Source organism: Turicibacter faecis (assembly GCF_037076425.1).
Taxonomy (GTDB): Bacteria; Bacillota_I; Bacilli_A; order MOL361; family Turicibacteraceae; genus Turicibacter; species Turicibacter faecis.
On the sequence record NZ_AP028127.1, the window covers coordinates 1,089,577 to 1,114,697 of the forward strand.

Consider the following 25,121-nt stretch of genomic DNA (forward strand, 5'->3'; position numbering starts at 1 on the left):
GCGGTTTTAATCGTCCTCTATCGTGAGATAGAGGGCTTTTTTTATGGCCAGGAAAATGAATGAAAACATGAAATTTATATTGAAAAGGAGTCGATAGCATGTCAAGAATTTTATCAGCTATTCAACCGTCAGGAACATTGACAATTGGAAATTACTTAGGGGCATTAAAAAATTTCGTTGAGTTACAGGATGAGCATGATTGTTTATTTTTCATCGTTGATCAACATGCGATTACAGTCCCACAAGATCGCCTAGAGCTACGCAAACGGATTAAAGAGTTAACAGCCCTTTATTTAGCGTGTGGACTTGACCCAAATAAAGCAACCATCTTTATTCAATCAGAAGTCCCAGGACACACACAATTGGCTTGGATGTTAACATGTAATACCTCAATGGGTGAACTTGAACGCATGACGCAATATAAAGATAAGGTTCAAAAGCAAACGGCTAAAGGACAAGGAATTAGTGCTGGATTATTTATGTATCCTGTTTTAATGGCAGCTGATATTTTATTATATGATGTTGACTTTGTCCCTGTTGGGGATGACCAAAAACAACACGTGGAATTAACGCGTGATTTAGCAGAACGCTTTAATAACCGTTTCGGTGAAACGTTTAAAGTCCCTGAGGTGTGGATCCCTAAAAGAGGGGCACGCGTCATGTCTTTACAAGAGCCAACGAAAAAAATGAGTAAGTCAGATGATAACCCACGTAACTTTGTTTTAATGACGGATGAACCAAATGTGATTCGTAAAAAAATAAAGTCGGCCGTGACTGATTCAGATGGCGTTATTGCTTATGACCGTCAAAATAAACCGGGAATTTCAAATTTATTAGATATCTATTCAGCCTTCACTTCTGAATCGATTGAATCACTCGTCGCACGTTATGAAGGATGCGGATATGGTCAATTTAAGTCAGATTTAGCTGAGATTGTTGTTGCAGAGCTTGAACCGATCCAACAACGCATGAAAGAGTTGCTAAAATCGAATGTGATTGATGAGGTGCTTGATGCGGGGGCAAAAAGAGCTAATCAATTAGCTTTTAAAAAAGTTAAAAAAGTAGAACATAAAATGGGATTAGGACGTAAAAAATAAGAAGGGAAAGCAGCACTTGAACTAAAGTGCTCTTTTTTTATTATTTGACTTAACTCGGCACTGTTTAACGAGAAATAAGAGAGGATGTGCATGTGGGTGATGAAAAAGGTATTAATTATTGGAAGTCCTGGTGCTGGAAAAAGTACATTTGCCAGACGATTACGTACAATCACGGACTTACCGCTTTATTATTTAGATCAAATCTGGCATTGTTCAGATGGGACACACATTTTGGAACAGGCATTTGATCAACAATTAGAACGCTTATTACAAAAGGATCAATGGATTATTGATGGAAATTATAGTCGGACCCTCGAACGGCGCTTAGCAGCTTGTGATACGGTGTTTTTACTTGATTACCCAGTAGAGGTTTGTCTACTGGGGGCAGCTTCAAGAATTGGCCATCAACGGGAGGATTTACCCTGGATTGAACGGGAGTTTGATGCCGATTTTAAACAACACATTTTAGACTTTCCTCAAAAAAGATTACCTTATCTGTATGAGCAATTAGCAGCTGTCAAATTAGAAAAGACAATTATCGTCTTTAAATCGCGGGACGAGGCACAACTTTATTTGAAAAGGTTAGCGAATAAGGGGCGATGCGTGGGAGATAAAAGGGGGGAATAGGATTCTTTTTGTTGTCGAAACAACTGATTAAACGACGTAATATTGCTATTATTTAGGGTTACTGTGGAAGGTATTGACAATAGTAGCTGGCCTAAATTACAATGAGGATAATAGTTACGAAGTTAGATGGGGGCATAATATGGGGAAGATTTTGGTTTTTTTATTTGATGGGATGACGGATTATGAAATTTCATTTATTTGTCATGTTTTGCGCACAGACGCGGGGAAAGATATTATCACGGTTGCCTACGAAGATCGTGTGATTAAATCACAGGCAGGATTTAATTTAGACCCTGACTGTACCTTGTCAGAAGTCGTTGATTTAGATGTTGAAGGATTAATTTTATGCGGGGGGCGCGAGGTAGATATTAAACCTTCATTAATGAGGCTGATTAAACGTTGTGATAAGGAAAGAAAATTATTAGCTGCTATTGGTACAGCGGGAACCATTATGCTAGCAAAATCAGGGGTTTTAGATGAAGCAACGTATACGACGCCATTAACGGCATGGACGACAAAATATCAGTATGTCTATGGGATTCAGGATCCATTTCCTCGAGATAATTATATTGATAAACGATTGGTCCGTGACCGTCATATCATTACCGCACAAAGTATCGCTTTTTTAGATTTCACCTTAGAAATTTGTGCATGGTTTAAGTTATTTCAAAATCATCAGGAAAAGCACGCGTTTGCTCGCTTAGTTAAGGGGGCTTAAAAGATTAACTCTTTATCAAAGAGTTAATCTTTTTTTATAGGGAAAGATTCGACTCTTCAATTTTCTTTTTTTTGAGTATTCTTTTAAAAATATGACAAAGATGAACAAAGTTATACAGCTCAAATAAAACAATCCATTACTTTTTTTAGCGAAAAAAGAGGGATATAAACTAGTTAGGCTCAAGATAGGATATAATGAATGGTAAGAATAAGATGAAATGGGGAGTTTATATGCCAGACATAAAATCGATCTTATTGCTGTGTTCCTTTTTATGCTTTATTACGGGGATTTTTAGTCCAGAAGTGATTATTAGATGGGGGATTCCTTCGGTTAAAACTCGAAAACGCGTGTTATGGACGTTTGGGATGATGACATTACTGCTTGTTGGGATTAGACAGCTTACGGAGTTTGCATCTGTTGAGGATAGCGCGACGAATCATCAAGGGCAAGGGGTCAATGTAGAGACCTTTGTTTTTTCTAGTCCAGAGGAGGAGCAGCAAAAAATTTATAAATTAACGTCATCGGTTCAAAATAATCAGTTAGAGATTAAAATTGTGAATCAGCAGATGGCATCGGATCGTGCGGTAGAGAAGGCTCCTGAGGGCTATGAGTTCGTTCAATTAGACGTAAACATTACAAATAAAATGGATGAACCGTCTACGATAAATCTTGCAGATCTTCAATTACAGACTGAAACATTAGAGTTTCTTCTACCGATGAAAGATCATTTACCTACACAAAAACTGGAGTTATTACCGCAGGAAAGTAAGACTGTTTCACTCGTCTATTTGCAACCGACCAAACAGGAGCAATTAATGTTCTCTTATTTGCCAACGTCATCTGAGGAGGAGACATCTGAAGAAGAGGAAGTCAGTGTGAGTCAAATTGGCGATATAGTGAAAGCAAAGCAGGCGATGATTCAAGTGCACGAGGTTAAACGAGAGGCCTCAAAAAAAGAGGGATATGAGACACTTTTAATTTCCTTAAGTCTTAAGAATTCAACGGATATGACGGTTAATTATTATCCTTTTCACTTTTCACTTGCTGCCGACGGGTTAACCCAGCGGGTGAAACCAACCATTGATATGAGTGAGGTAAAAACACTTGGAATAAGTGAGCTCGTGGGTGGAGGAATGGTTAGTGGGACATTAATTTTTGAAATTCCACAGGGGATTCAACAATTACGTCTTCATTATGATGAACCTTCTTTGTTTTCAACACAATCCATTGAAATTGATTTAACCTCAACGAATGAGGAGGCAACACCGCTACAGCCAGAAGTTAAATTAAATGAGCAGTGGCAAGCGAGCGACGCTCTTAATGACCATCACTTAGAGGTTACAAAGGTGGAATTCGTTAAGGAGACAAAATATACAAAAGCTAAAGATCATCAGCAATTTGTTATTGTCGGGGTTGAGTTGAGTAATCAATCGACTGAAAAGCAGGACTATACTGCCTTTGATTTTAAATTAATAAATGAGCAAGGACGCCTTATTTTACCTAACTTATTGTTAATTGATAATCAGTCAGAGTTAACAAGTGGTTCGCTCGAACCTTCAGAAAGTGTTCAAGGCTACCTATTATTTGAAGATACAGATCTTTATACAACTTATCACCTCTTATATTCACCGTCACATTGGAAATCAGGTGAAGGTCTAATAAAGGAACTTCATCCATCTGGGGAGTAATGCCTCAATGGGGGAGAAGCAAATAAAATTTTATGAGGGAAAATGGTGACCTCATTCATTATTTTTGGACACACCTTATCGTTAAACGGGATGGCATTTGTAGATGAAATAGAAAGGGATTGGGGATAAGAGATGAAACAGCAGTTATTTAATGAATTAGTATTGGAAGAACAACGCCCCTTCTCAAAGTGGGATTATAGTTATTTAAAAGAGACGCAGCGGATGGTTCAGTTTCCTTTAATATGGAAATTCCCCCAGGTGATTAAGCCTTATTTACGGGATGGAGAATGCCTCGTACAGATGAATAGATTAGATGAAACTGATTGGGCTAGTTTCACTTCTTTGTCAAAGAGGACAGTTGCTCTAGAAACGAAGGAAGACCATTTATTAAAGACGAGACAACCTTTAAATAATTTAGGGATTAAGGTAGTCTTTGGTGATGAAGGAGCATTGTTACCTTTTGAGAACGAAACCTTTGATGTGATGATTAATCGCAATCAAAGGTTTCAGGTGGATGAGGTCTCTCGGGTCTTGCGCGAAAATGGGTACTTTATTACCCAGCAAATTGGTGGATTAAGTAATGGTGAATTAAATGTTTGGTTAAACGTGGAACCGACGAGTTATTCCAATTGGCGCCTTCAAGTCGCAGTAGAACAATTGAAAGAGTCTGGATTCACGATTATTGAGGTGAAAGAGGATATCTCTAAAACTCGTTTTTATGATATAGGGGCAATTGTTTATTACCTGAAGACGATGACCGAGCAAATTCCTGATTTTTCCGTTGAAAAATACTTTGATCGTTTAGTCACAATGAAAAAGGTGATGGACGAAGAGGGACATTTAGATGTTACAAGGCATCGATTCTTAATTGTTGCAAAGAAAGAAACGAACGAAAATATGGAATAGGAGATCATAGGAAGGAGCTGTCGTAAAATGACTTATCTTCAAAAGTCATAGAGCGAGAGGCTCTTTTTTTGTGCTCGTTTATAAAGGTGAAGACTATTGACTGAAAATATTCTTCTCATTTTGTTAGAAGCATGCATATCAATCGGAGTTTGTATTTTTGATAGTAGGTAAGCAATTGACTCTGTTGATTACTGGAAGAGTGAAGCTGAGACTCTACTTGTTTCTCTTTGACTAGTTCTTAAATTAATTGTCTAACTTCTTAATCTGTGTGTAATTTTGATAAAATAAATTAAAAGAAGTGAAGGGGAATTTGGTGTAAACAATCATGGCGGTGTTTAAAAGAAGAGCAATAATCTATAATAGATTTAGGTTTATCAATTTTAAGAGGATAAGGTAAGGAAAAGTTAATTTAATAGCACGGGAAAACGCATTTAGAAATGAAATGTTTGATTAATCGATTGAGGGGAATGAATAAATTTTTAGAGAAACGGATTTTTTTACTTAATTTTTAAGGTATAATTTTTATTAAAAGTAGCCAGTGCTAGGAGGACTAACCATGCAATTTTTAAAAGACTATCCCCGTAAAAAAATTACGTTACAGGAAATTGAACAGCATTATCTATTAAAGGATTATCGAGAGTTATATGATTTTATTTTAAGTCTCATTGAACAAGAGGTCATTTCCCCAATTAAAAGTAGCGGAAGGAATGGGAAAAAACCATCATTGTATAAAAGTTATCGCCTTAAGATTTCTCTTGAAAATGAAAAAACTTTACAGGACGAGGTGACGTATGTGTTTCACCCCCTATTAAATCAGGAGTATTATTTAAATCATCTTAAGCAATACCAATTAGATCGAGAATCTATCTTGAAAATAAATGATTTTTTTAAAAATAAACGAGAGTTGTTACAAAAATCTACGTCGATAAACGAACGCAGTTTTCAAATTTTTACCCAAGAGAAGTTTTTAGCAACTGAAGGAAAGCGCCTATTAAAAAATTTAGGTCTTTCTCTAGAAGATTTAAATTTATATGAAACGGCGGAACCGTTAGCTTATTTTAGCTTATCTAAGAAGACACCACAAACCATTTTAATTATTGAAAATAAAGATACCTTTTATAGTTTACGGAAGCATTTGATGTCTGGAAAGACAACCATCTTTGGTGAGGAGGTTCAGACGCTCATTTATGGGGGTGGAAAAAAGGTCTGGAAAGGCTTTTGTCATTTTGAGGAAAGTGTTGAGCCATTTTTGCTTCATGAATTAAATCGATTTTATTATTTTGGAGATTTAGATTATGAGGGAATTTTAATTTTTGAACAGTTATGTGCCGAGTTTTATTGTGAACCCTTAGTGTCAGCTTATGAGGCCATGGTTAAAAGGGGGGCTAGTCTCTCTTTACCAAAAACAAAAGAAGGGCAAAATCGGAATGAGAAAGGTGTGTTTTTTAGTTATTTTGAAGAGACATCGCAGATGAGGGCCATTTTAGAGGCTGGTTTGTATATTCCACAAGAAATCGTAACAATGAGTGATTTTTAGGAGGTCTGGTAAATGCAATATGATTTTTTACGACAGTTTCAAACACGGATGAAAAAAGTTGGAGCCTATGCTGTCCTTTTTAAGAATAGTTTAGCAAAAACAACATGGAAAACGTACGGATTTGAGGAGTCGTTTGAACAAGTTAATTTACTATTTTCCGTGTTGCTCTACATTATGGAGAGTTCTTTAAAAGAAGAGCCTTGCACAATGGATGATATTGCTAATTTTATTGATCAGTTAAACCTCTCTGTTTATCAAAAGGCGTTATCGTATGAAGAAGCTAAGGAATTGGCTAATTTTATTGTGGATGTCGTATTTTGCAACGAGGGGCGCCCGATGTATTTTGAAAGTTATAATTATGAGAAAAAGGGGTATGAACCGATTCATATTAGTTTTATTGCAAATGAGATCGTTTACCTTGAGGAAGGTGTTCGGCGAACATCGTATTCTTTAACGGATGCAGGCTATGAGTTAATGTTATCAACGCTTGAGGTGGATCGTCATTTACAGTTAACGATTCAGGAGATGGTTTTCAAGTTACATTTAGAAAAAGCGACGTATGATAAAGCTGTCGATGATGTGAAAAGGATTTTTGATTTATTACGCATGCAGTGTCAAAGGATTGAAGGGGATATGCGAAAAATTAGACAAAATGCCTTGCTTTACTCTGCCAAAGATTACCAAGAACGGATTGAACAAGATTTAACGATGATTCAAGAAACAAAAACGAAATTTTTAGGTTACCGGGAAAATATTAAACATCGAGTGGAAGAACTTGAAGAAAAAGATATTGCCATACAAAAATTGATGGATGACGAGCGTGAAAACTTACAACACTTAAAAACAATTGAACAGTACTTAAACCGAGCGCTTGATGAACATCAACGAATTTTAAATTCTCATTTTGATTTAAAGATTCTGTATGGAAAGGAATTAGAAGGGCTGATTCAAATGAGTGGGATTCGGCGCTTTAATTTTCGGACAGAGCTTTATGACGTTTTATTAAAAAAACCCGATGTTTTAGAATCGATGGACGATTTTTTAAGACCACTCTGGATGCGCCCCCTTCATAAAACATACGATTTAACGAAAAGTTTTGCCCCTCAGCGCCCCCTTTATAAAAGGAAAAAGGAAGAAGAGTTTTTTGAAACATTTGAAGAGGAGTCATTCGAGGAATTTATGGATGAGCAAAAAAGGCAACGACTGATTCGTTATAAAGAGAGTCTATGTCTAATTTTAAGTTTTGTGATTAAATCAGGAAGCCTTGAGTTGAATGAGTTAAAAGAACAGTTAACACCACAAGATATCCAGGTGTTAATTCCGACGGTTGAAATCTTTAAAGAAATTGTGATTGAATTATTGCAAGCAAAAGAAATCGATATCGAACAATTAAAAAGAGAACAACTTGAGCGGACATTTGAACAAACGTTGGAATTTCAACTCAATCGGTGTTTACTTGATGTGTTAGAAGAATCTTTTATTAATCAGCAGATTCAAAAAATAGAAGTGATGCGAACAAAAGAGAATGAAGTCGTTAGATTTGAAGAGGTCGTAGACGAAAACGGGTGGAAAAAGAGCATTCAATGTTCTAATATTCGATTCGAGGTGAGCTAGATGGATTATACGCGTGAAGAGATACGGCTAAGCCAACAGATTTTTTATTATTTACTAAAACATCGAGAGTTAAATGAACAGAAGGAGAAGGAACTTTATTATGCTTATACGGCAAATGAGGCGGTCATTGAACTGGTTAAAGGTCAAGGTGAAATTGCCAGTTGTCTCATCCAACGTTATGGGAGTAGTATTTATTTAATTCCCGAGGAAGAAAATGAATTTTTAGGTTTTTCTAAGGTAGAATTGAAAAAGCTGTTATGTAAATCTCAGGCAACGGATAAAGATTATTATTTATCACAATTTATTATTTTAACGTTATTAGTTGAATTTTATGACGGACAAGGACAAAGTGCGAAAAGCCGCGATTTCATTCGTGCCGGTGAGTTGCAAAATATTATTTCTGAACGTTTGAAAGAAGGGGCTAGTTATTACGATGAACAGGAGCAACAACAATTAGGAATTGCTTATCAAAATATGCTAGAAGCTTTTGAGTCACTTCGAAGTAGTGATCGAATGAATCGGCAAAAAACCACAAAAGAAGGGTTTTTGTCTGGAATTTTAAAGTTTTTACAAGATCAGCAACTCATTGATTATATTGAAGAAGATGAAATGATTTGGACAACGAAAAAATTAGATCAATTAATGGATTATTATCTTTTAAGTCAAAATAATTTTAAGCGGGTTCAACAGATTTTAAAGGAGGTTTCAGATGAGCCGCATTAATCGAATTCGGATTGTTAATTTAAATTATAATCATCAGGCCTTTCGGATTGATGATGAGTGCTTTGATTTGGCGACTGAAAATACGTTATTTTCTTTACGAAATGGGGGAGGAAAGTCCGTTTTTATTCAAATGATAACCGCCCTTTTTGTTCGTAAAGGATATCGTCATGCGGGAGATCGGAAGTTTGAAAGTTATTTTACGACGAATCAACCGACGTTTATTATGGTCGAGTGGTGCCTTGATCAGGGGGCAGGTTATGTTTTAACTGGAATGATGGTACGGAAAAATCAAGAGATAAAAGATGAGGAGAATAGTCCTGAACTTGAAATGATCAACTTTATTTACGAGTATGAGAGTGAAAATGAATACGATATTAAACACATTCCCATTCTTATTCAAGAAGGAAATAAGAAGTCTTTAAAAGGGTTTCATGTGTGCCGCCAATTATTCGAGTCGTGTAAACAAAATAAACAATTAAACTTTTATTACTATGACATGTACCAACCGGCGAGAAGCCGGGAGTATTTTTCTAAGCTACGGGAGTATCAAATTTATTCAAAGGAATGGGAGACCATTATTAAGAAGGTTAACTTAAAGGAGTCTGGACTTTCAGAGTTGTTTAAAGATGCGAAGGATGAGAAAGGGCTTATTGAAACGTGGTTTTTAAAAGCAGTTAAAGATAAATTGAATCAGCATCAAAATCGGGTGAAGGCTTTTGAAGAGTTAATGACAAAGTATGTGAATCAGTATAAAAAGAATGAAGAGAATTTTAAACGCCAAGAAGGAATTTTACTGTTTCGTCAAGAGATGGAGACGGTACTGACACTTGAGGAGCAACTGTTAAGTCATGAATCGACGATGCTTAAGTATCAAGAGGAGTTAGCAAAGCTATATGAGATTTTAGAACTATTAAGGAAAGAAACGCTTCAATTCAAAGAGGAGGCAGAAAGTCAGTTAACCGAGTTTAAATTACAAACACATCAACTTCTATATGAACAAAGGTCATTAATCATTCATGGGTTGATGGATGAGTTAGTGGAATTAGGAAAGGAACAAAAGCGACAAATTCAACAATTAGAGCAGTTAAAAGCGCAAGAAGGAAAAATACAAAAGCAGGCGTATATTTATGAGGCTGCTCGAAGCTATCAGACGTATGTTCGAGCTTCAGAGGACGTTCAGCGCGCAGAGTCGGCGTTAGAGGTGGCGAAAAAAAGTGAACAAGAGTTGCTTCCACGCCTACAGGATTTGGGTTATAGTTTAAGTGTCGTGTATGAGGAGGAACTGGAGCGAAAAACTAAAGAAGTTGAAAAAATTGGCTGGGATTTAAAAGATAAAGAACAGGAACGATTACGTGCGCAGCGAGAGATCCAATTAAAACAAGAGGAGCGGCAAACCCTTTCGCAAACAATCGGCCGATTAGAGGCGATGCTTTCTCAATTTGAACAAGAAGAAAAGCGATTATCGACTCGCTACTTAGAACCGTTTGAAAGAAATCTAGAGGGATTTTATTTAAACGGCTGGCTCGAGACAAAGGTTGAACAGATTACAAAGGAATTAGACGAGGCGAAAAAGCAAAACAAAAAACTGTTAGAGGAAGAGCTTAAACTTAAGGAACAACACCATCAGGTTAGTCGAGATTTAGAGGATTTAAAAGAATCGTTAGGATTGGTGAAAGCTAGTGTCCAAACGAGCCACGAAAAAATGCAGAGGTTAGAGGAAGAACTTAGAATTCGCCATAACATAGGACGCTATATTGAATGGCCTGAAGATAACGTATTTGATAAAGATGGAATGATTGAGGCCTTCCGCCAAAAGCGTCAAGTGATTGAAGAAGGATTACGTTCTTATGAACGTGAAATAGATCGTTTAAAGCAAGAAAAACGACAATTACAAGCAGGGGATGTGGAAGAATTACCAGAAGAATTATCACAGCGATTAAAAGACGTTGGGATTCAACCGATTCGAGGAATCGAGTGGTTAAAACGAAACGGAAATACGATGGAAGTCAATCAAGCGTTGATTAGAAAAAACCCTTTTTTACCGTATAGTCTCATTTTAAATGAATCACAGATGAAACAATTAAAGGAATTATCCCTTGAAGTGAGCACTTCATTTCCTATTCCGCTTTTATTACGTGAATCATTAGAATCAACACCGGTCTTTGTTCACGCATCAGGTTACTGTCAGTTAGATACTTTTCCATTTTATGTCTGGTTTAATGAAGAATTATTAGACGAGCAACGCCTAGCACAATTACTGCTTGTAAAAGATCATTCCATTGAAGAACTCATGCAAAAGTGTGACAGAAGTCGCGAGACCCTGAATCATTATGACAACCAATTAGCAACTTTAAGTTACCAACAGTTATCGAAAGACAGTTATCAAAAGGCGAAACGGCAAGTGAAAGAGGCCGTGGAGTCTCAAGAAAGATTACATCAACAAATTATTGAGTTACAACAGGAAAAAGAGCGACTAAATGCAACATCTGAATCGCTTCAAAAAAATCTAAGGAGGCTAAAGGATAAAGTTTCTAAGTTAGAGATGAAAGAGAAAGACTTTAGTTTGTTTTTAAAAAGCTATGCGGACTATTTAAAAAATCATCGATTGTATTTAGAGGCGAAGGAGAATCAAGAACGATTAGTTGAAGAATTAGAAGCTTTGGCGGACCTTCAACAAGATCTTCATCAATCGATTGACCGGTTAAAATCGAGCGAGCAAAAATTACATTATGATTTAGAGAAAACAAACGAGTCTTTTACACGATTTGTTATCTATGAAGAAGGAACCCTCATTCAAAAGGATGTAGAAGATTTATTATCCGAATACGATGCGATTGAAAAACAAATGGAGGGCGCATTTAAGCAAACTCAGGATGAGTTATCTCGGGCGAATGCGCGCTTTAAAGCTGCTGAAAGTGAGTTAGATACATTAACTAAACGCTATGAGTTATTAGATGCAGACTATCGTTTTGTAACCTATGATTGTTTGTTAGAAGAAGAAAATTTACATGAATTAAGCCGATTAAAGCAACAGTATGAAGAGCAAAAGCAAGTTATTCATGCGTTGGATATCCTTAAAGGAAAAATTGAAACAAAAAAAGAGGGAGAGTACAGTCGATTAAAACGTGAATTAGGTGAGACAGAGATTTTGGATAAATCACAAGTCATCGTGCGTGATTTTGAGCGGTTATTAGTTGTCAATAATAAACAAGTAGCGTCGATGGAACAAAAGGTCAAGGATCTTGAGAAGAAAGTGGAAATTTACGAACGTGAAAAATCTAGTTTATCTGACTATCAGCAACCGTTGAGTCAAGCGTTAGTAATGGACACCTCTTACCGACTATATGAAGAAAGGGATTGGGAATTAAAGCGAAAATTGCTCATCCGTGATTACCGGACAGAAAAAGAAAGTCGTGGAAAGGTTGAACGTCAGGTTAGTGATGAGTTTCATCGATTAAATCGTCTGAGTTTAGTTGAAGATGAATTTTTCTTAAAGATTCTTTCGCATTTTGATAAATATAAATATAATCCTCGCGTGTTTATGGAACAGTATGAACTGAAAAATGAGGTGCTTGAAAATCTAATGGGTCAATTAGCGGTTAATATTCAGATGATTGAGCAAGAGAAGGAGACAGTCATTCAATTATTACTTGATTATGTCGAAGAAGTTAACCAACAATTAAAGCTCATCGATCGAAATTCAAGTATTCCTATTCGCGGTAAGCGTGTTAAAATGTTAGAAATTGAAATTCCAAAATGGGAAGAAAATGAGCGTCTTTATTATCGACGGATGAACGAGTTCGTTCATTCGGTGACGGAACATTGTCTAACATTAATGGAAGAAAACACGCCGGTTGAGGAGTTTATTGGAACGCATTTGAAAACGACCCTCTTATACGATACAATCGTTGGAACGGCTAATATTAGAATTCGCTTATTTAAAATTGAAGAGCAGCGGGAATATCCGATTACTTGGGAACAAGTGGCTAAAAATTCCGGAGGGGAAGGCTTCCTATCCGCGTTTGTGATTTTAACAAGTTTACTGTCTTTTATGAGAAAGGATGAAACCGATATTTTTTCAAGTTGTGAAGAGGGAAAAGTCTTACTAATGGATAATCCTTTTGCGCAAACGAATGCTGCCCATTTGCTTAAGCCCCTTATCGAATTGGCAAAAAAAAATAATACCCAATTGATTTGCTTATCCGGACTTGGTGGAGATTCCATTTATAGTCGTTTTGAAAATATTTATTCATTAAGTTTAGTTCCATCGAGCTTTAAAAAAGGTTGTTCCTACATGAAAAGTAAACATATTAAAGGGGAAATCGGCCAACACTTGCTCATTCCTTCGCGGGTTTACATCGAAGAACATCTTGAGGATACAGAGGATTTATTATTTTAAGCGTTTAAAAGCATATGCTGTGGTCTAGATTTAACGTTGAATGATTTGGGCATATGTGGCAGCTAGTGAAGTAGGGTTTGATAGATGAGCTTTTCTATTTAATTTAAAAAATATTTAAATGAGAAGAGGAATTTTACGAAAAACTCATTCATCTAGAGGGTAGTTATTGATGTGGAGACGATAAAAAAGGTGACAGTGTTGTCACCTTTTTTTCATGTGTATAAATGGTTAAGGGAGTGGAATGCTAGTAAAATAGGGCTAGACGTAAGGAGAAATAACTAATGACTATCGTTTTAAGTGTTAATCAGTTACAGAAGGTTTATGAGGGAAAAGTTCCCTATCAAGCGTTAAAGGATATAAATTTTAAATTGAAAAAGGGCGAGTTTGTCGCCATTATGGGACCGAGTGGAAGTGGAAAATCGACATTATTGCAAGTTATTTCAACGATTGATTCGCCTACAGGGGGAAGCGTATTAATAGATGGGAAAAATCCACATCAGATGGTGAAAGAGGAGTTAGCTTCATTTCGAAGACGTGAGCTCGGCTTTATTTTTCAGGATTTTAACTTAATTCATACGTTAACGGTGGAGGAAAACATCATGTTACCGTTATCACTTGAAGGCGTTCCTGCTAACGAAATAACTAAACGGACACGCGAGGTGGCGAGATATTTAGGGATTGAAGCCCTCTTACCTAAACGGACCTTTGAAATATCAGGTGGTCAGGCACAGCGTGTTGCTATTGCACGTGCTGTTGCGCATCAGCCCTCATTAATTTTAGCTGATGAACCAACAGGAAACTTAGATTCTAAGGCGACAAAGGATGTCATGAACCTGTTGAAAACTTTAAATAAAGAGATGGATAGCACGATTTTAATGGTTACGCATGATGCCTATGTGGCAAGTATGTGTCATCGCGTCTTATTTATTAAGGATGGTCGGATTTACCAGGAAATCGTAGCAGGGGATCATGAATCTGAGTTTTACCAACGTATTCTTGATATGTTAACCTTTTTAGGAGGTGATCACGGTGACGTTAATGCAAATCGCCTATAAAAATATTAAGCGCAGTCAAAGGACTTATTTGGCTTATTTGCTGAGCAGTACGGTGACCATTTTGTTGTTCTATCTTTTTAGCGCGGCAGCGATGCATCCTAATCTAACGGTTATTGAGAATGGATCAACATTATCTATTGCATTGGGGGCCGGAAATTTTATTATTTATGGATTTTCCTTCTTATTTATTGGCTACTCTTCCTGGGCATTTTTAATGTCTCGTGGAAAACAACTCGGGACATATATCATTTTAGGAATGTCCCCAAAACAAATGAAAAAAATGCTATTTTGGGAAAATGTTTTAATTGGACTTGTTGCTATTGCTCTTGGATTAATAGGGGGGATTCTTTTTTCGGGTCTATTCTTTAAACTAGTTAGCAATTTATTTGGAATGGGGGATTTCCAACTTTACGTTCCGATTGTTCCAGTTCTTTTAACAACCGTGTTATTTTTCGGATTGTTTTTAATCATTGGATGGCTAACGCCTCGCTTTGTGTCGCATCAAAAGATTCTTTACTTTTTGAAAAGCGATCGCTCTTACGCGCAACGAATCCAGTTGTCTTTACTAAAAATAATTTTATCTGGTTTGGTGTTAGGTGGTTTAATTAGTTTATTAACCCCAAGTATTGGAAGTCGTTTTGGGGAAATGTGGACTCCGCTTCTTGGAGCGTGTGGTGTGGGATTTATTTTTCTGTTAACTCCGCAACTAGGAGCCATTTATGTGAACGTAAAGAAAAGTTCAAAGGATTATTTAAAGGGAATTAATCTATTCGCCACATCTGAGGTTTCTACTTCGTTGAAGGAAAATACAACGATGCTCTCGCTAAATACGCTACTATTAACGGTTGCCTTCTTAACGATTTGCGCGCTCGGTTCTATGGAACGTAATGTGCTTAAATCGGTAACATCAATTATGCCATTTCCGTATATCTATATTGAACGTCCGGAAAATACACATGCCTTAACGGATATCAAACGTTTAGATGATCAATTATTATCAATGGAAGGAGTGGAAAAAATTTCGTATGAGATCTTAAGAAAGGAATATGGCTATGGATTTTTAAAAGCAAGTGATTTTAATCAAATTCTTATCGCAAAAGGAACCCCTCCAATGGAGTTAGCGTCGCAACGTGTGCTTATATTACCCGGGGATAAGAATATGAAGTTAAAAAATCTTTCATTATTGCCGGAGGCAAAGGAACAATTGAACGAATTTTTAACGGGCGATTTAGAGGTTCAAAAAGTAGAACAAATGGTGAGTCAAACAGGTGCCTATCGTTATATTTATGTGATTGATGATCCCCTTTGGCAACAACTGAAAGATCAAGCGGCAGACAATCTGTCGATTGAATCGTATACAGCCTACCAGGACAAACAGTGGCTGAATCATTTAAAGGTAGCAGACGAATTAGAAAAAGAGCTAGCACAGGACGAAATAGATTGGGATTATAGCTATTCTTTTAGTACGTTAGGGCGTTATTACGAATCAGAATTGTTAACGAAAAAACTATGCCTTTTCGTTGGGGTCTCAATCAGTATTATCTTTTTAGTGGCCTCTGTGAGCCTCATTTATTTTAGACTTTATACCTCGTTAGATCGCGAGCAACAAAAATATCACGCCCTATATAAATTAGGGTTTTCAAGACAAGAGATGTACCAAACAATCGGGCGAAAAGTTCGTTGGCTCTTGTGGGCTCCTTTTTCAATCGCTCTTTCGATGATGTGGCTTGGAGTGTTTTATATTGAGTCGCAGACAGCGATTAGTATTTTAACATTATCCTTGAAATACAGTACCTTATTTCTCGTCTTATATTTCCTCTTTTACGGAATTGTGGTTCGGGTTTATCGACATAAATTTATTGAAGAGTAGGCGAAACATCACGGTGGGTTATGCCGAAGGATCCTAACGTTCGTTAATAAAGATGTTGAACCATAAGGTCTCACAAGTTAAGCACATTAAAAAGTAGGGGAAGAAATGCGGAGATTAAAGAGGGAGGCTTAGGAGTTCATGAGGTTAATTGATGGGTGAAAGGATAAGGATTTTTTTAACGATGGGCCTTTGGAGTGGCTTGTACAGGAAGTAAAAAATGGAAACTTAACGAAAGAAAAACCTAGTGATTTATTCACTAGGTTTTTTGAGGTTGGGGTGGGTTAAAGGTGTGTTACTGCTGGCAGCTAAAACACCAACTAGCGAATATTTGATGGTCATTGCCAAATAAGAGGTCAATTGATGTTCTTTTCGCTTTTCCTTGTTTTTGATTAAATCGTAAGCGCGTAATATAAACATGTCTATTTTGACCTCCAACTTTGAGCTATACTTTAGCTATCAAAGAAAAGGAGGTCATTTTTATGAAGGAAAGTCCATTAATTGTTCCGATTCAACTTGAAACAGATTCCACTAAAAAAAGAACTCCCATCTGTTGTGTTCAACTGAATGGAAGTGAAATAACTTTTTATCCTGGGATTAATGACGATCTTTTAAGGAGAGTTCTGACGGAGTTGATGAAAAATGTTAGTTGATTTCACTCATGTTAAAAATATTTTTGTCGTTTGTGGTCGGACGGATATGCGTTGTGGGATTGATCGTCTCGCGGGAATTATTACGGATAAATATAATTTAGATTTATTTGATGATGCCTTATTTCTTTTCTGTGGTCTAAAAAAGGATCGATTTAAAGCACTTTATTGGGATACGGATGGCTTTATCCTCTTATATAAAAGGCTAGAGAATGGGAACCTTCAATGGCCACGAAACCAAGAAGAAGTCAAAAAGTTAACGAGTCAGGAGCTTCGCTGGTTACTTGAGGGACTCTCTATCCAACAGCCTAAAGCTATCAAACCCGCCCGCAAAGGATGCATTAATTAAAAATGGTAATAAATCCTGTATTTTCTATATAAAGTTGGACATACTAAGACTAATAAAATCATTTAGAAAAGAGGTGAGCCAAGTTGAACACGTTTGAATCAAAACTAATCGAAGAAAATCAGAAACTATTAAAGAAACTGGATCAACAAGCTCAACTACTCGCCCAAAAAGAGGAAAAAATTAATAAGCTCCAATTAAAAATGATGGAGCAGACCGACAAAATTGATACGCTTATTGAACAGGTTGAGTTTCTTTCAAAAAAGCTTTTTGGATCCTCAAGCGAGAAAACTAAGGTTGATCCAGGTCAGCTTACCCTTTTTGGGGATCCTGTATTAGAAGAACCTCTGACAAAGGATGAACCGACAGAGGAAATTACGTATCGCCGTCGTAAGACATCTGGTCGTAAAGCAGAATTAACGAAAGATTTACCTATTGAAGAAGTTCATTGTGAACTTCATGGAGAGGATTGTACATGTGACCATTGCGGTCAGGCCATGAAACCAATGGGGAAAAAGGTTGTTCGTGAAGAAGTCTGTTTTGTACCTGCACGATTATATAAGAAAGTTTATATTTCACATGCCTACGAATGTGATTGTCATGATCCTAATCTTGAAGCTAAATCCATTCGTTGTGCCGAGGTTCCTAAGGGACCTATCCAACGTAGCTTAGCAGGACCAACAACATTGGCTTGGCTTTTTCATCAAAAATTTGAACTCGGATTACCAACTTATCGCCAAGAGAAAGAATGGTCGTCTTATGGATTAGAAGTAAGTCGGAAAACTCTCTCTAATTGGATTATCCGTGCCTCTTTTGATTGGCTAGAACCTTTATATAAACTATTTCTAGATAAATTACGCCAACAAGAGGTCCTACATGCGGATGAAACATATTATCAGATTTTAAATCGTTCGGATGGAAAACCTGCTACATCAGAGGCTCGAATTTGGTTGATTCGTACCATCAAAGATGTGTCCCATCCCATTGTTTTTTATCACGCCGATTTAACACGCGCGAAGTCTGTTATTTTAGAACTACTTCGGTCGTTTAAAGGATGGCTTCATTGTGATGGCTATATAGCTTACAAAGATTTGCCAAATGTGACCACCGTGGGGTGTTGGGCACATGCACGCCGGAAATTTCAAGAGGTTTCAACGGAACATGGGAAAGCCAAACAAGCCGTTCACTTCTGTAATCAAATCTTTCGGTTAGAACGAGAGTTGATACACCTTTCCCCTGAGGAACGTCAAATCCAAAGAGAATCAAAAATTCGGCCAATCATTGAATCCTTTTATCAATTTATTGAAGGGATTCGTACGGTTAAAGGTAAGTTACAAACAGCGATTGTTTATGCCCAGAACCAAAGACGAGCACTCACAGAATTCTTGTCAAATGGACGTTTAGAGATCTCTAATAATTTAGCCGAACAAGCTATTAGACCCGTTGTCGTTGGACGTAAGAATTACCTCTTTTCAACGAGTGTCAAAGGGGCCCAAGCAAACGCCATGGCATATACCTTAATTGAAACAGCCAAAGCCAACGGATTAAATGTCTATCGTTATTTAACCTACCTTTTTGAAAAACTTCCAAATTGCGAATTCTTAGTAAATCCACAGCTATTGGGGGACTTTTTACCCTGGTCAAAAATAATTCAAGAAAATTGTAAATAAAAAGCAAGATTCAGTGTGCCTTTAGTGTACAACGAACCTTGCTTTTTTTCTATCCGTATTATAATTACCCGCTTACATTAAATCAACCCAGGTGGAAACGATAGCATCTGTATAAAAATGGGTTAAAAAATCTTTGTAGCCTAATTCTAAACGCTGATGGGTAACGTTTTCTCCATGTTCAATAATAGAGGTGACAACAGCATAAAAATCGTCGTAAAAGATTTTCTTTAAGGCAGTATGACCTAAAGAGTCATAGGCCCCTATGAGCATCGCCTCATTTTCATCGATGTAATGAATCATAAAAGTGATCGCTTCTTCATATTCGGCAATTAAATCAAACTGATGAAGGATATCGATGGCTTCTTGTTCAAAAAGCCACTTTAAAAGGTGATAAATATCATTGAAATGATAGTAAAAAGTTTTTCGATTGACGTGACAAATTTTAATGAGTTCACTGATAGTAATTTTATTAAAAGGTTTGTCTTTCATCGTTTCCTTTAGCGCATTTGCGAGCGCCCTTTTCGTCATAAATGAATGTTTTTCTTGGTTCATTGGCGGCCTCCTTACAGGTATTTTAGAAGGCTTCCTTTCATTTGGCAATGGTCAATCTAACGAATTTGTGGGGAATTTATGAAGGGTCTTTAAATGACGGGAATTTCACAGAAAGATGTCTTTCAAGTTGAAAAAGGGTGAATAAAGGCATGAAGCGCTGTTTATGATTAGACGGTGGCAACTGATTAAAGAAATTTCGTCCTTAGTTTAGAAAGAGAGGGGAGAAGATGAAAAGGTTTTATGAAAAAATTGTCCAGTATAAAAAATGTTTAGTGGTCTTGTTTACTTTCAGTGCCCTCCTTTGTTTGTGGGTCGGACAACGTGTGGCAGTCAATTATGATATTGCGGATTATCTCCCATCTCATAGTCCATCAAGTCGTGCCTTAGAGGTGATGGAGGAAGAGTTTGAAGGAGGAATTCCTAATGCGCGCGTTATGATTTCAAATGTAACGATTGCTGAGGCGTTGGAGTACAAGGAAAAGTTAGCTCGTGTAGAAGGGGTGGAAGCGGTCACCTGGTTAGATGACGCCGTTAATATTTTACAGCCGTTAGCTACCCTTGATCAGGAGCAGGTTCAAACTTATTACCAAGACAACACAGCCTTATTTACTGTAACGATTAAAGAAGATATGCGTATTGAGGCGGTTCAAAATTTACGTGAGCTGATTGGAGAGGATCAGGCAATGAGCGGAAGTGCTGTCTCAACGGCGATTTCTACAACAGCTACAGTGTCTGAAGTTCAATTAATTTCCGTGTTTGCCGTGTTATTTGTCTTAGTGGTCCTTGTTTTGACGACCACCTCGTGGGTAGAGCCTATCATTGTCTTAGTTGGGCTCGGGGTGGCGATTGCTATTAATAAAGGAACAAATCTGATGTTTGGTGAGATTTCGTTTGTGACCAATGCCGCCGGAAGTATTTTGCAGTTAGCGGTGTCGTTGGATTACTCCGTCTTTTTATTACACCGATTTGAGGAGTGTCGTCAAACAAATAGCGATGTGAAGTCGGCCATGGTTGAGGCATTGGGAAAATCAACCCTGTCTATTTTATCGAGTGGATTAACGACCGTGATTGGGTTTTTAGCACTCGTTCTCATGCAGTTTAGGTTGGGGCCAGACCTTGGCCTTGCTTTAGCGAAGGGGGTAGCCATTAGTTTAATCATCGTGTTTACGTTTATGCCGGCCCTTATTTTACTTGTTTACCGTCAAATCGATCGCACGAAACATCGTCCATTTGTTCCAAAACTCCAATCGCTTGGAAAATGGGTGAGTCGGCTATCGATGCCACTTGTTATCCTCTTTGCTTTAGTCATTGTTCCCTCTTATTTAGCCTCAAATGCCAATGACTACTATTACGGGGCGTCACACATTTTTAATGAAACGACACAGTTAGGAGCGGATACCTTAGCGATTGAAAAAAGGTTTGGGCAAAATGATACCTACGTGTTGCTTCTGCCCCAAGGAGATTTAGCAACTGAAACAAAGCTGTCTCAGGCATTGAATGAATTACCTCAAGTGAAAAGTATCATCTCGTATGTTGATTTAGCGGGAGCAGAAATTCCATTGAGCTATTTAGATGAGACGACGCGAGCCAAATTGATGTCTGAAAATTATAGTCGCATGGTACTTTCTGTCAATGTGCCCTATGAAGGTGAAGAAACGTTTTCGGTTGTGGAGACGATTCGCCATATTGCCAACCAGTATTATCCTGATGATTATTATCTAGCCGGGGAAGGGGTGAGCACCTATGATTTAATGAAGACAATTAGCACAGATATGACGAAGGTGAATTTAGTGGCAATTTTAGCCGTGTTCATTGTTCTAGTGTTTTCATTAAAATCGGTGTTACTTCCTATTTTCTTAGTTCTTAGTATCGAAACTGCCATCTGGTTGAATTTAGCAATTCCTTATTTTTCAGACACACCGATTTTTTATATCGCTTATTTAATTATTAGTTCTATTCAATTAGGCGCAACCGTTGATTATGCAATTTTAATGACGGATCGGTATCGAGAAAATCGGATGCAAGGGTCTAAAAAAGAAGCCGTCATTCAAACGATAATGGATGTAACGGTCTCGATTTTAACATCAGGTAGTACGTTAACAGTGGTCGGGTTATTGATGGGATATATTTCAAGTAATCAACTCCTTGGCCAATTAGGTCTTTTTATCGGACGAGGGGCTATTTTTTCACTCATTATTGTGCTCTTTGTTTTACCGGGAATTCTTTATCTATTTGATCATTTTATTATTAAATCTAATCCTGTCTTTTTAACAGAAAAAGAAGGGGAAGAAGTTGAGGAGGCGCTCGCATGAATCATCGAAAAAAAATAGTGGGAATGTCACTGGTAGCTTGTGTGTCTGTACCTATGCTGTCTCCAGTGTTAGCCTACGAGGAAAATACGAATAAAGAAGAGGTTGTTTATGTGAATTTAAATGGGGATGGATCGGTGGACGATATTTATGTGGTGAATATTTTTAATCCGTCGGAAACCGGAAAAATTTATGATTATGGACGGTATAAAACCGTTCGTAATATGACAGGGACTCAAAAGATTCACTATAAAGCGGATGAGGTGACCATAAACGCCTCTAAGGAACGGTTATATTATGAGGGGCAACTTGAGACAAAGGAAATTCCATGGAAGATTGAAGTTCGTTATTTTTTAAATGGAAAAGAGTACGAGGCGAATCAGGTAATTGGAAAAAGTGGGGAGTTAGAGATTCACGTTTCTATTAAGGAAAATGAGTCACAGGCGTCGAATTTCTTTGATCAATACGCGTTACAGGCGACCTTTTTATTAGATACGAATCGCTGTGAAAATCTGGTGGCTGAAGGGGCAACCATAGCGAATGTTGGTCATAATAAACAGTTAACTTATACGCTACTGCCTGGTAAAGGGGCCGAATTTAAGATAACGGCATCGGTCGAGGATTTTGAAATGGAGGCAATGGCAATTAATGGTGTCCCTTTAAATTTAAATATTGAAGTGGAGGATGAGGAGTTATTAAATAAGGTGACGCAGTTAACGGAAGCGATTGAGCAACTTGATGATGGAGCTTCACAATTAGTTGAGGGATCAAGTGATTTAAAAAGCGGGGCAACGGGTGGATTAGAATCAGGGGTTTCGGCCCTTGAGGAAGGAGCCCATACCTTAGAAAATGGGGCCGCCACGCTAAAAGATGGGGGAACGTCATTAAAAGGGGGCGCCCAAACGATGAGCAATGGAGCGACAACGTTAAATGAGGGCCTTGAATCTTTAAATCAAGGGATTCTCTCTGTTTCGGAAGCTTTAACTACATTAAATAACCAGTCATCATCTTTAACTGAAGGATCTTCTGAAATAAAGTCAGCCCTAGCCCAGATTCAACAGGCACTTGACCAAGTCTCTGTGACAACGGATGATTTGAGTGCATTAAGCAACGCATCGGGAGAGATACAAACAGGAATTGATACGCTAGTTACCGGGGCTAATACGTTAGCACAATCGGTTAGTTATGAGAGTTTCGTTCAAGCGATGGGGCAAAATGGTCTTGATATTCAAGCACTTGGGCAAAATAACATGGAAGTTGCCAATCAGGTAGAGGGACTCGTGGGTGCGTTAACAGCCCAACTAGGGACGTTACAAGAAGCCGGAATGGATACAAGTGCTCTCGAATCTCAAATTGGACAGCTCACTCAAGTCGCGAGTTTATTACGTGCAAATTCTGCGGCCTTTGAGGGAACGAAAACTTATTTTTTAACGCTAAATGGCGCCGTGAGTCAATGGGTTGAAGGGGCAAGAACCTTACAGACAAGCTATCAGACATTTGATACAAAAATCAACGAACTTGTTCAACTTTTAGGTGGCATGGCCTATCAGTTGACAGAACTATCCACGGCAATTGATACACTCGTTTCTTCTTACGAATCGTTAGATTCAGGGATATTAGCTTATACGGATGGGGTTGCTCAACTATTGGCCAACTATGACCAGCTTGTGAAGGCAGCGGGTCAACTTGTTCAAGGAAGTAGTGACCTAGCAACAGGAGGTCAAACACTTTATCAGGGAACTGAAGCATTATTAAATGGCATCACCTCGCTGTATGAAGGGACTGGATCGTTACGAAATGGTGCAGGTGAATTAGATGAAGGTGTCGCCAAGCTTTTAGTGGGAATTAGTCAATTAAATAATGGAACGCACACGTTAAAAGCCGGAACCGAAACCTTAAAAAATGAAACGTCGGGAATGGATCAAGAAATCACTCGTCAGATTGATGCGCTGCTTGAAGAAATCACGGGGGGGGGAGCGAAGACATTGCTTCATTCGTATCGGATAAAAATACCCATGTTGAATCTGTTCAATTTGTCATCAAGGGAGAATCCTTATTGAAAGAAAAGCAAGAACAAGCCGTTGTGAAAGAAGAGAAACAGACTTCATTTTGGGAGAAGCTTATTCAATTATTTCACTAGAATGGGGGTGGGGCTCATGATGCGTTAAGGATGAGCCCCACCGTCCTCTTAACCCGTTGACTAATTTTGATGAATATCGTGAGAGGAAAGAGGATTGACAACATCGGAGAATGACTTATTCGGTTATTTTATGAGAGATGTGTATGTCACCGTAAAAAAGAACATATATATAGAAGGGATGCAAATGAAAAAATAACATCAATGATTTGCATCAGGATGAAACGAGGGGGGATTCATTTGTTATTATCAGAAATTAAAGTATCCAAGACACCAATGACACTTTCTTTAGTTGAAGGAGACTCGATTCATGAATCATTAAATGGTCTTCTTGACCGATTAGTGGCTACCTTTAATGAGGATGAGTTTTATCAGTTAACACAAGGACTTTCAATGGAAGAAAAGTCAGCATTTATTCAATCGTATATCTTTGAAAACTTAAATGAACAGGGGATTCGAATGAATAAAAAGGAACTTGCACATATTTTGAAGTTATGTCGTGATCTTGTTGATGAACTCGTAGATATGCAAGCACAAGAAGCATAAATGAAAAAGGACACTTATTGGGGAGTGTCCTTTTATCGTCCACGGGATGAGATTTTTAAAATAATAATAAGGGAGGTTCAGTGAATGATAAGAAAAGTGCAAACAGATGAATACGGGCTATTAACCGACTTTTTATATGAGGCCATTTTTATTAAAGAGGGAGATGTCCCTCCAGATCGCGCCATTGTTTATGAGCCAGAACTGTCACTTTATGTTGATAAATTTGGTGAATCTAGTGACGACGAGGCCCTCTGTTATGTCTTAAATGGCGAAGTAGTTGGCGCCATATGGGTACGAATAATGGAGGATTATGGCCACATTGATAACCAAACGCCTTCCCTCGCCATGTCCGTTTTAAAGCCATATCGCCATCAAGGAATTGGTCATCAACTACTACAAGCCATGCTCGATCTACTGGCGAAAAAGGGATATACCGGCGTCTCCCTTTCCGTCTCAAAAGAAAATACCGTCGCCATCCACCTCTACCAAAAACTCGGATTTATCACCCTCCAAGAAAGAAAAGAAGACCTCCTCATGATGTGCTACCTGGGTTCCCTGCGCCACGTGGGACAATCTTTGATTGGCATCGTGGCTATCCCCCACTGGTAGGGAGTGGTCCCCTGCGCTAAGGAGTGAGAGAAACGAACTCCTAGCTATCCTCCACTAGTAGGGAATGGTCC

At 37.9% G+C, this 25,121-nt stretch carries 20 protein-coding genes and 1 other annotated feature (1 of these 21 running past the window's edge); of the genes, 18 read left to right on the forward strand and 2 right to left on the reverse strand.

What is annotated here, in order from left to right; all coding sequences use genetic code 11:
* Positions 1 to 21: a binding site (T-box leader), on the forward strand (it extends 194 nt beyond the left edge of the window).
* 77 nt (positions 22 to 98) lie between these two features.
* From trpS to AACH31_RS05305, 11 genes are all read left to right on the forward strand, one after another.
* Positions 99 to 1,097: a tryptophan--tRNA ligase gene (gene trpS, locus AACH31_RS05255; RefSeq protein WP_161831358.1), complete on the forward strand. Its 999-nt coding sequence runs from the start codon at positions 99 to 101 to the stop codon at positions 1,095 to 1,097.
* 96 nt (positions 1,098 to 1,193) lie between these two features.
* On the forward strand, positions 1,194 to 1,724 hold the full coding sequence (locus AACH31_RS05260; protein ID WP_432766970.1) for an adenylate kinase: 531 nt from the start codon (positions 1,194 to 1,196) through the stop codon (positions 1,722 to 1,724).
* A gap of 139 nt (positions 1,725 to 1,863) precedes the next feature.
* A complete protein-coding gene (locus AACH31_RS05265) occupies positions 1,864 to 2,442 on the forward strand; it encodes a DJ-1/PfpI family protein (protein ID WP_161831356.1) in 579 nt (192 codons plus the stop codon).
* A 230-nt stretch (positions 2,443 to 2,672) separates the two neighbouring features.
* Positions 2,673 to 4,130, forward strand: coding sequence for a DUF4352 domain-containing protein (locus AACH31_RS05270; RefSeq protein ID WP_161831354.1), 1,458 nt, complete (start codon positions 2,673 to 2,675; stop codon positions 4,128 to 4,130).
* A gap of 132 nt (positions 4,131 to 4,262) precedes the next feature.
* Positions 4,263 to 5,036 (forward strand): SAM-dependent methyltransferase, encoded by a 774-nt coding sequence (locus AACH31_RS05275; protein ID WP_161831352.1) that lies wholly within the window; start codon positions 4,263 to 4,265, stop codon positions 5,034 to 5,036.
* Between the two features lie 556 nt (positions 5,037 to 5,592).
* Positions 5,593 to 6,573, forward strand: coding sequence for a DUF2220 domain-containing protein (locus AACH31_RS05280; protein ID WP_262953579.1), 981 nt, complete (start codon positions 5,593 to 5,595; stop codon positions 6,571 to 6,573).
* A 12-nt stretch (positions 6,574 to 6,585) separates the two neighbouring features.
* Entirely contained in the window at positions 6,586 to 8,187 is a 1,602-nt protein-coding gene (locus tag AACH31_RS05285; RefSeq protein ID WP_262953578.1) for a hypothetical protein, read from the forward strand.
* The gene (locus AACH31_RS05290; protein WP_262953577.1) at positions 8,188 to 8,910 is read left to right on the forward strand and encodes a DUF6063 family protein; all 723 of its coding nucleotides are present in this window, start codon (positions 8,188 to 8,190) and stop codon (positions 8,908 to 8,910) included. It abuts the gene before it with no gap.
* Positions 8,897 to 13,309: a hypothetical protein gene (locus AACH31_RS05295; protein WP_338617997.1), complete on the forward strand. Its 4,413-nt coding sequence runs from the start codon at positions 8,897 to 8,899 to the stop codon at positions 13,307 to 13,309. Before AACH31_RS05290 ends, AACH31_RS05295 begins: the two co-directional genes overlap by 14 nt.
* Before the next feature lie 281 nt (positions 13,310 to 13,590).
* Positions 13,591 to 14,364, forward strand: a complete 774-nt coding sequence (locus AACH31_RS05300) for an ABC transporter ATP-binding protein (RefSeq protein WP_161831342.1) — start codon at positions 13,591 to 13,593, stop codon at positions 14,362 to 14,364.
* On the forward strand, positions 14,348 to 16,234 hold the full coding sequence (locus AACH31_RS05305; protein ID WP_338618099.1) for an ABC transporter permease: 1,887 nt from the start codon (positions 14,348 to 14,350) through the stop codon (positions 16,232 to 16,234). The genes AACH31_RS05300 and AACH31_RS05305 overlap by 17 nt, the downstream gene beginning before the upstream one ends.
* Positions 16,235 to 16,483: 249 nt before the next feature.
* Here the strand turns inward: AACH31_RS05305 and AACH31_RS05310 are convergent, their stop codons facing one another.
* On the reverse strand, positions 16,484 to 16,651 hold the full coding sequence (locus AACH31_RS05310) for a hypothetical protein (RefSeq protein ID WP_338617999.1): 168 nt from the start codon (positions 16,649 to 16,651) through the stop codon (positions 16,484 to 16,486).
* Between the two features lie 62 nt (positions 16,652 to 16,713).
* Here AACH31_RS05310 and AACH31_RS05315 point away from each other — a divergent pair, with 62 nt between their 5' ends.
* The 3 genes from AACH31_RS05315 (at position 16,714) to tnpC (ending at position 18,897) form a co-directional block, all read left to right on the forward strand.
* On the forward strand, positions 16,714 to 16,884 hold the full coding sequence (locus AACH31_RS05315) for a hypothetical protein (RefSeq protein ID WP_161832239.1): 171 nt from the start codon (positions 16,714 to 16,716) through the stop codon (positions 16,882 to 16,884).
* On the forward strand, positions 16,874 to 17,230 hold the full coding sequence (tnpB, locus tag AACH31_RS05320) for an IS66 family insertion sequence element accessory protein TnpB (protein ID WP_161832238.1): 357 nt from the start codon (positions 16,874 to 16,876) through the stop codon (positions 17,228 to 17,230). The genes AACH31_RS05315 and tnpB overlap by 11 nt, the downstream gene beginning before the upstream one ends.
* Positions 17,231 to 17,313: 83 nt before the next feature.
* Complete coding sequence (tnpC, locus tag AACH31_RS05325; RefSeq protein WP_262953973.1) at positions 17,314 to 18,897, forward strand: IS66 family transposase; 1,584 nt, start codon at positions 17,314 to 17,316, stop codon at positions 18,895 to 18,897.
* A gap of 72 nt (positions 18,898 to 18,969) precedes the next feature.
* Here the strand turns inward: tnpC and AACH31_RS05330 are convergent, their stop codons facing one another.
* Positions 18,970 to 19,449, reverse strand: a complete 480-nt coding sequence (locus AACH31_RS05330; protein ID WP_338618001.1) for a TetR/AcrR family transcriptional regulator C-terminal domain-containing protein — start codon at positions 19,447 to 19,449, stop codon at positions 18,970 to 18,972.
* Between the two features lie 227 nt (positions 19,450 to 19,676).
* Between AACH31_RS05330 and AACH31_RS05335 the strand changes: the two genes are divergently transcribed.
* The 4 genes from AACH31_RS05335 to AACH31_RS05350 all read left to right on the forward strand — a co-directional run bounded on the left by AACH31_RS05335 (position 19,677) and on the right by AACH31_RS05350 (position 25,050).
* A complete protein-coding gene (locus AACH31_RS05335; RefSeq protein ID WP_338618002.1) occupies positions 19,677 to 21,761 on the forward strand; it encodes an efflux RND transporter permease subunit in 2,085 nt (694 codons plus the stop codon).
* Complete coding sequence (locus AACH31_RS05340; RefSeq protein ID WP_338618005.1) at positions 21,758 to 23,818, forward strand: hypothetical protein; 2,061 nt, start codon at positions 21,758 to 21,760, stop codon at positions 23,816 to 23,818. Before AACH31_RS05335 ends, AACH31_RS05340 begins: the two co-directional genes overlap by 4 nt.
* Positions 23,819 to 24,135: 317 nt before the next feature.
* Positions 24,136 to 24,441, forward strand: a complete 306-nt coding sequence (locus AACH31_RS05345; protein WP_161831332.1) for a hypothetical protein — start codon at positions 24,136 to 24,138, stop codon at positions 24,439 to 24,441.
* A gap of 84 nt (positions 24,442 to 24,525) precedes the next feature.
* Positions 24,526 to 25,050, forward strand: coding sequence for a GNAT family N-acetyltransferase (locus AACH31_RS05350; protein WP_161831330.1), 525 nt, complete (start codon positions 24,526 to 24,528; stop codon positions 25,048 to 25,050).
* The last annotated feature ends 71 nt before the right edge of the window (positions 25,051 to 25,121 follow it).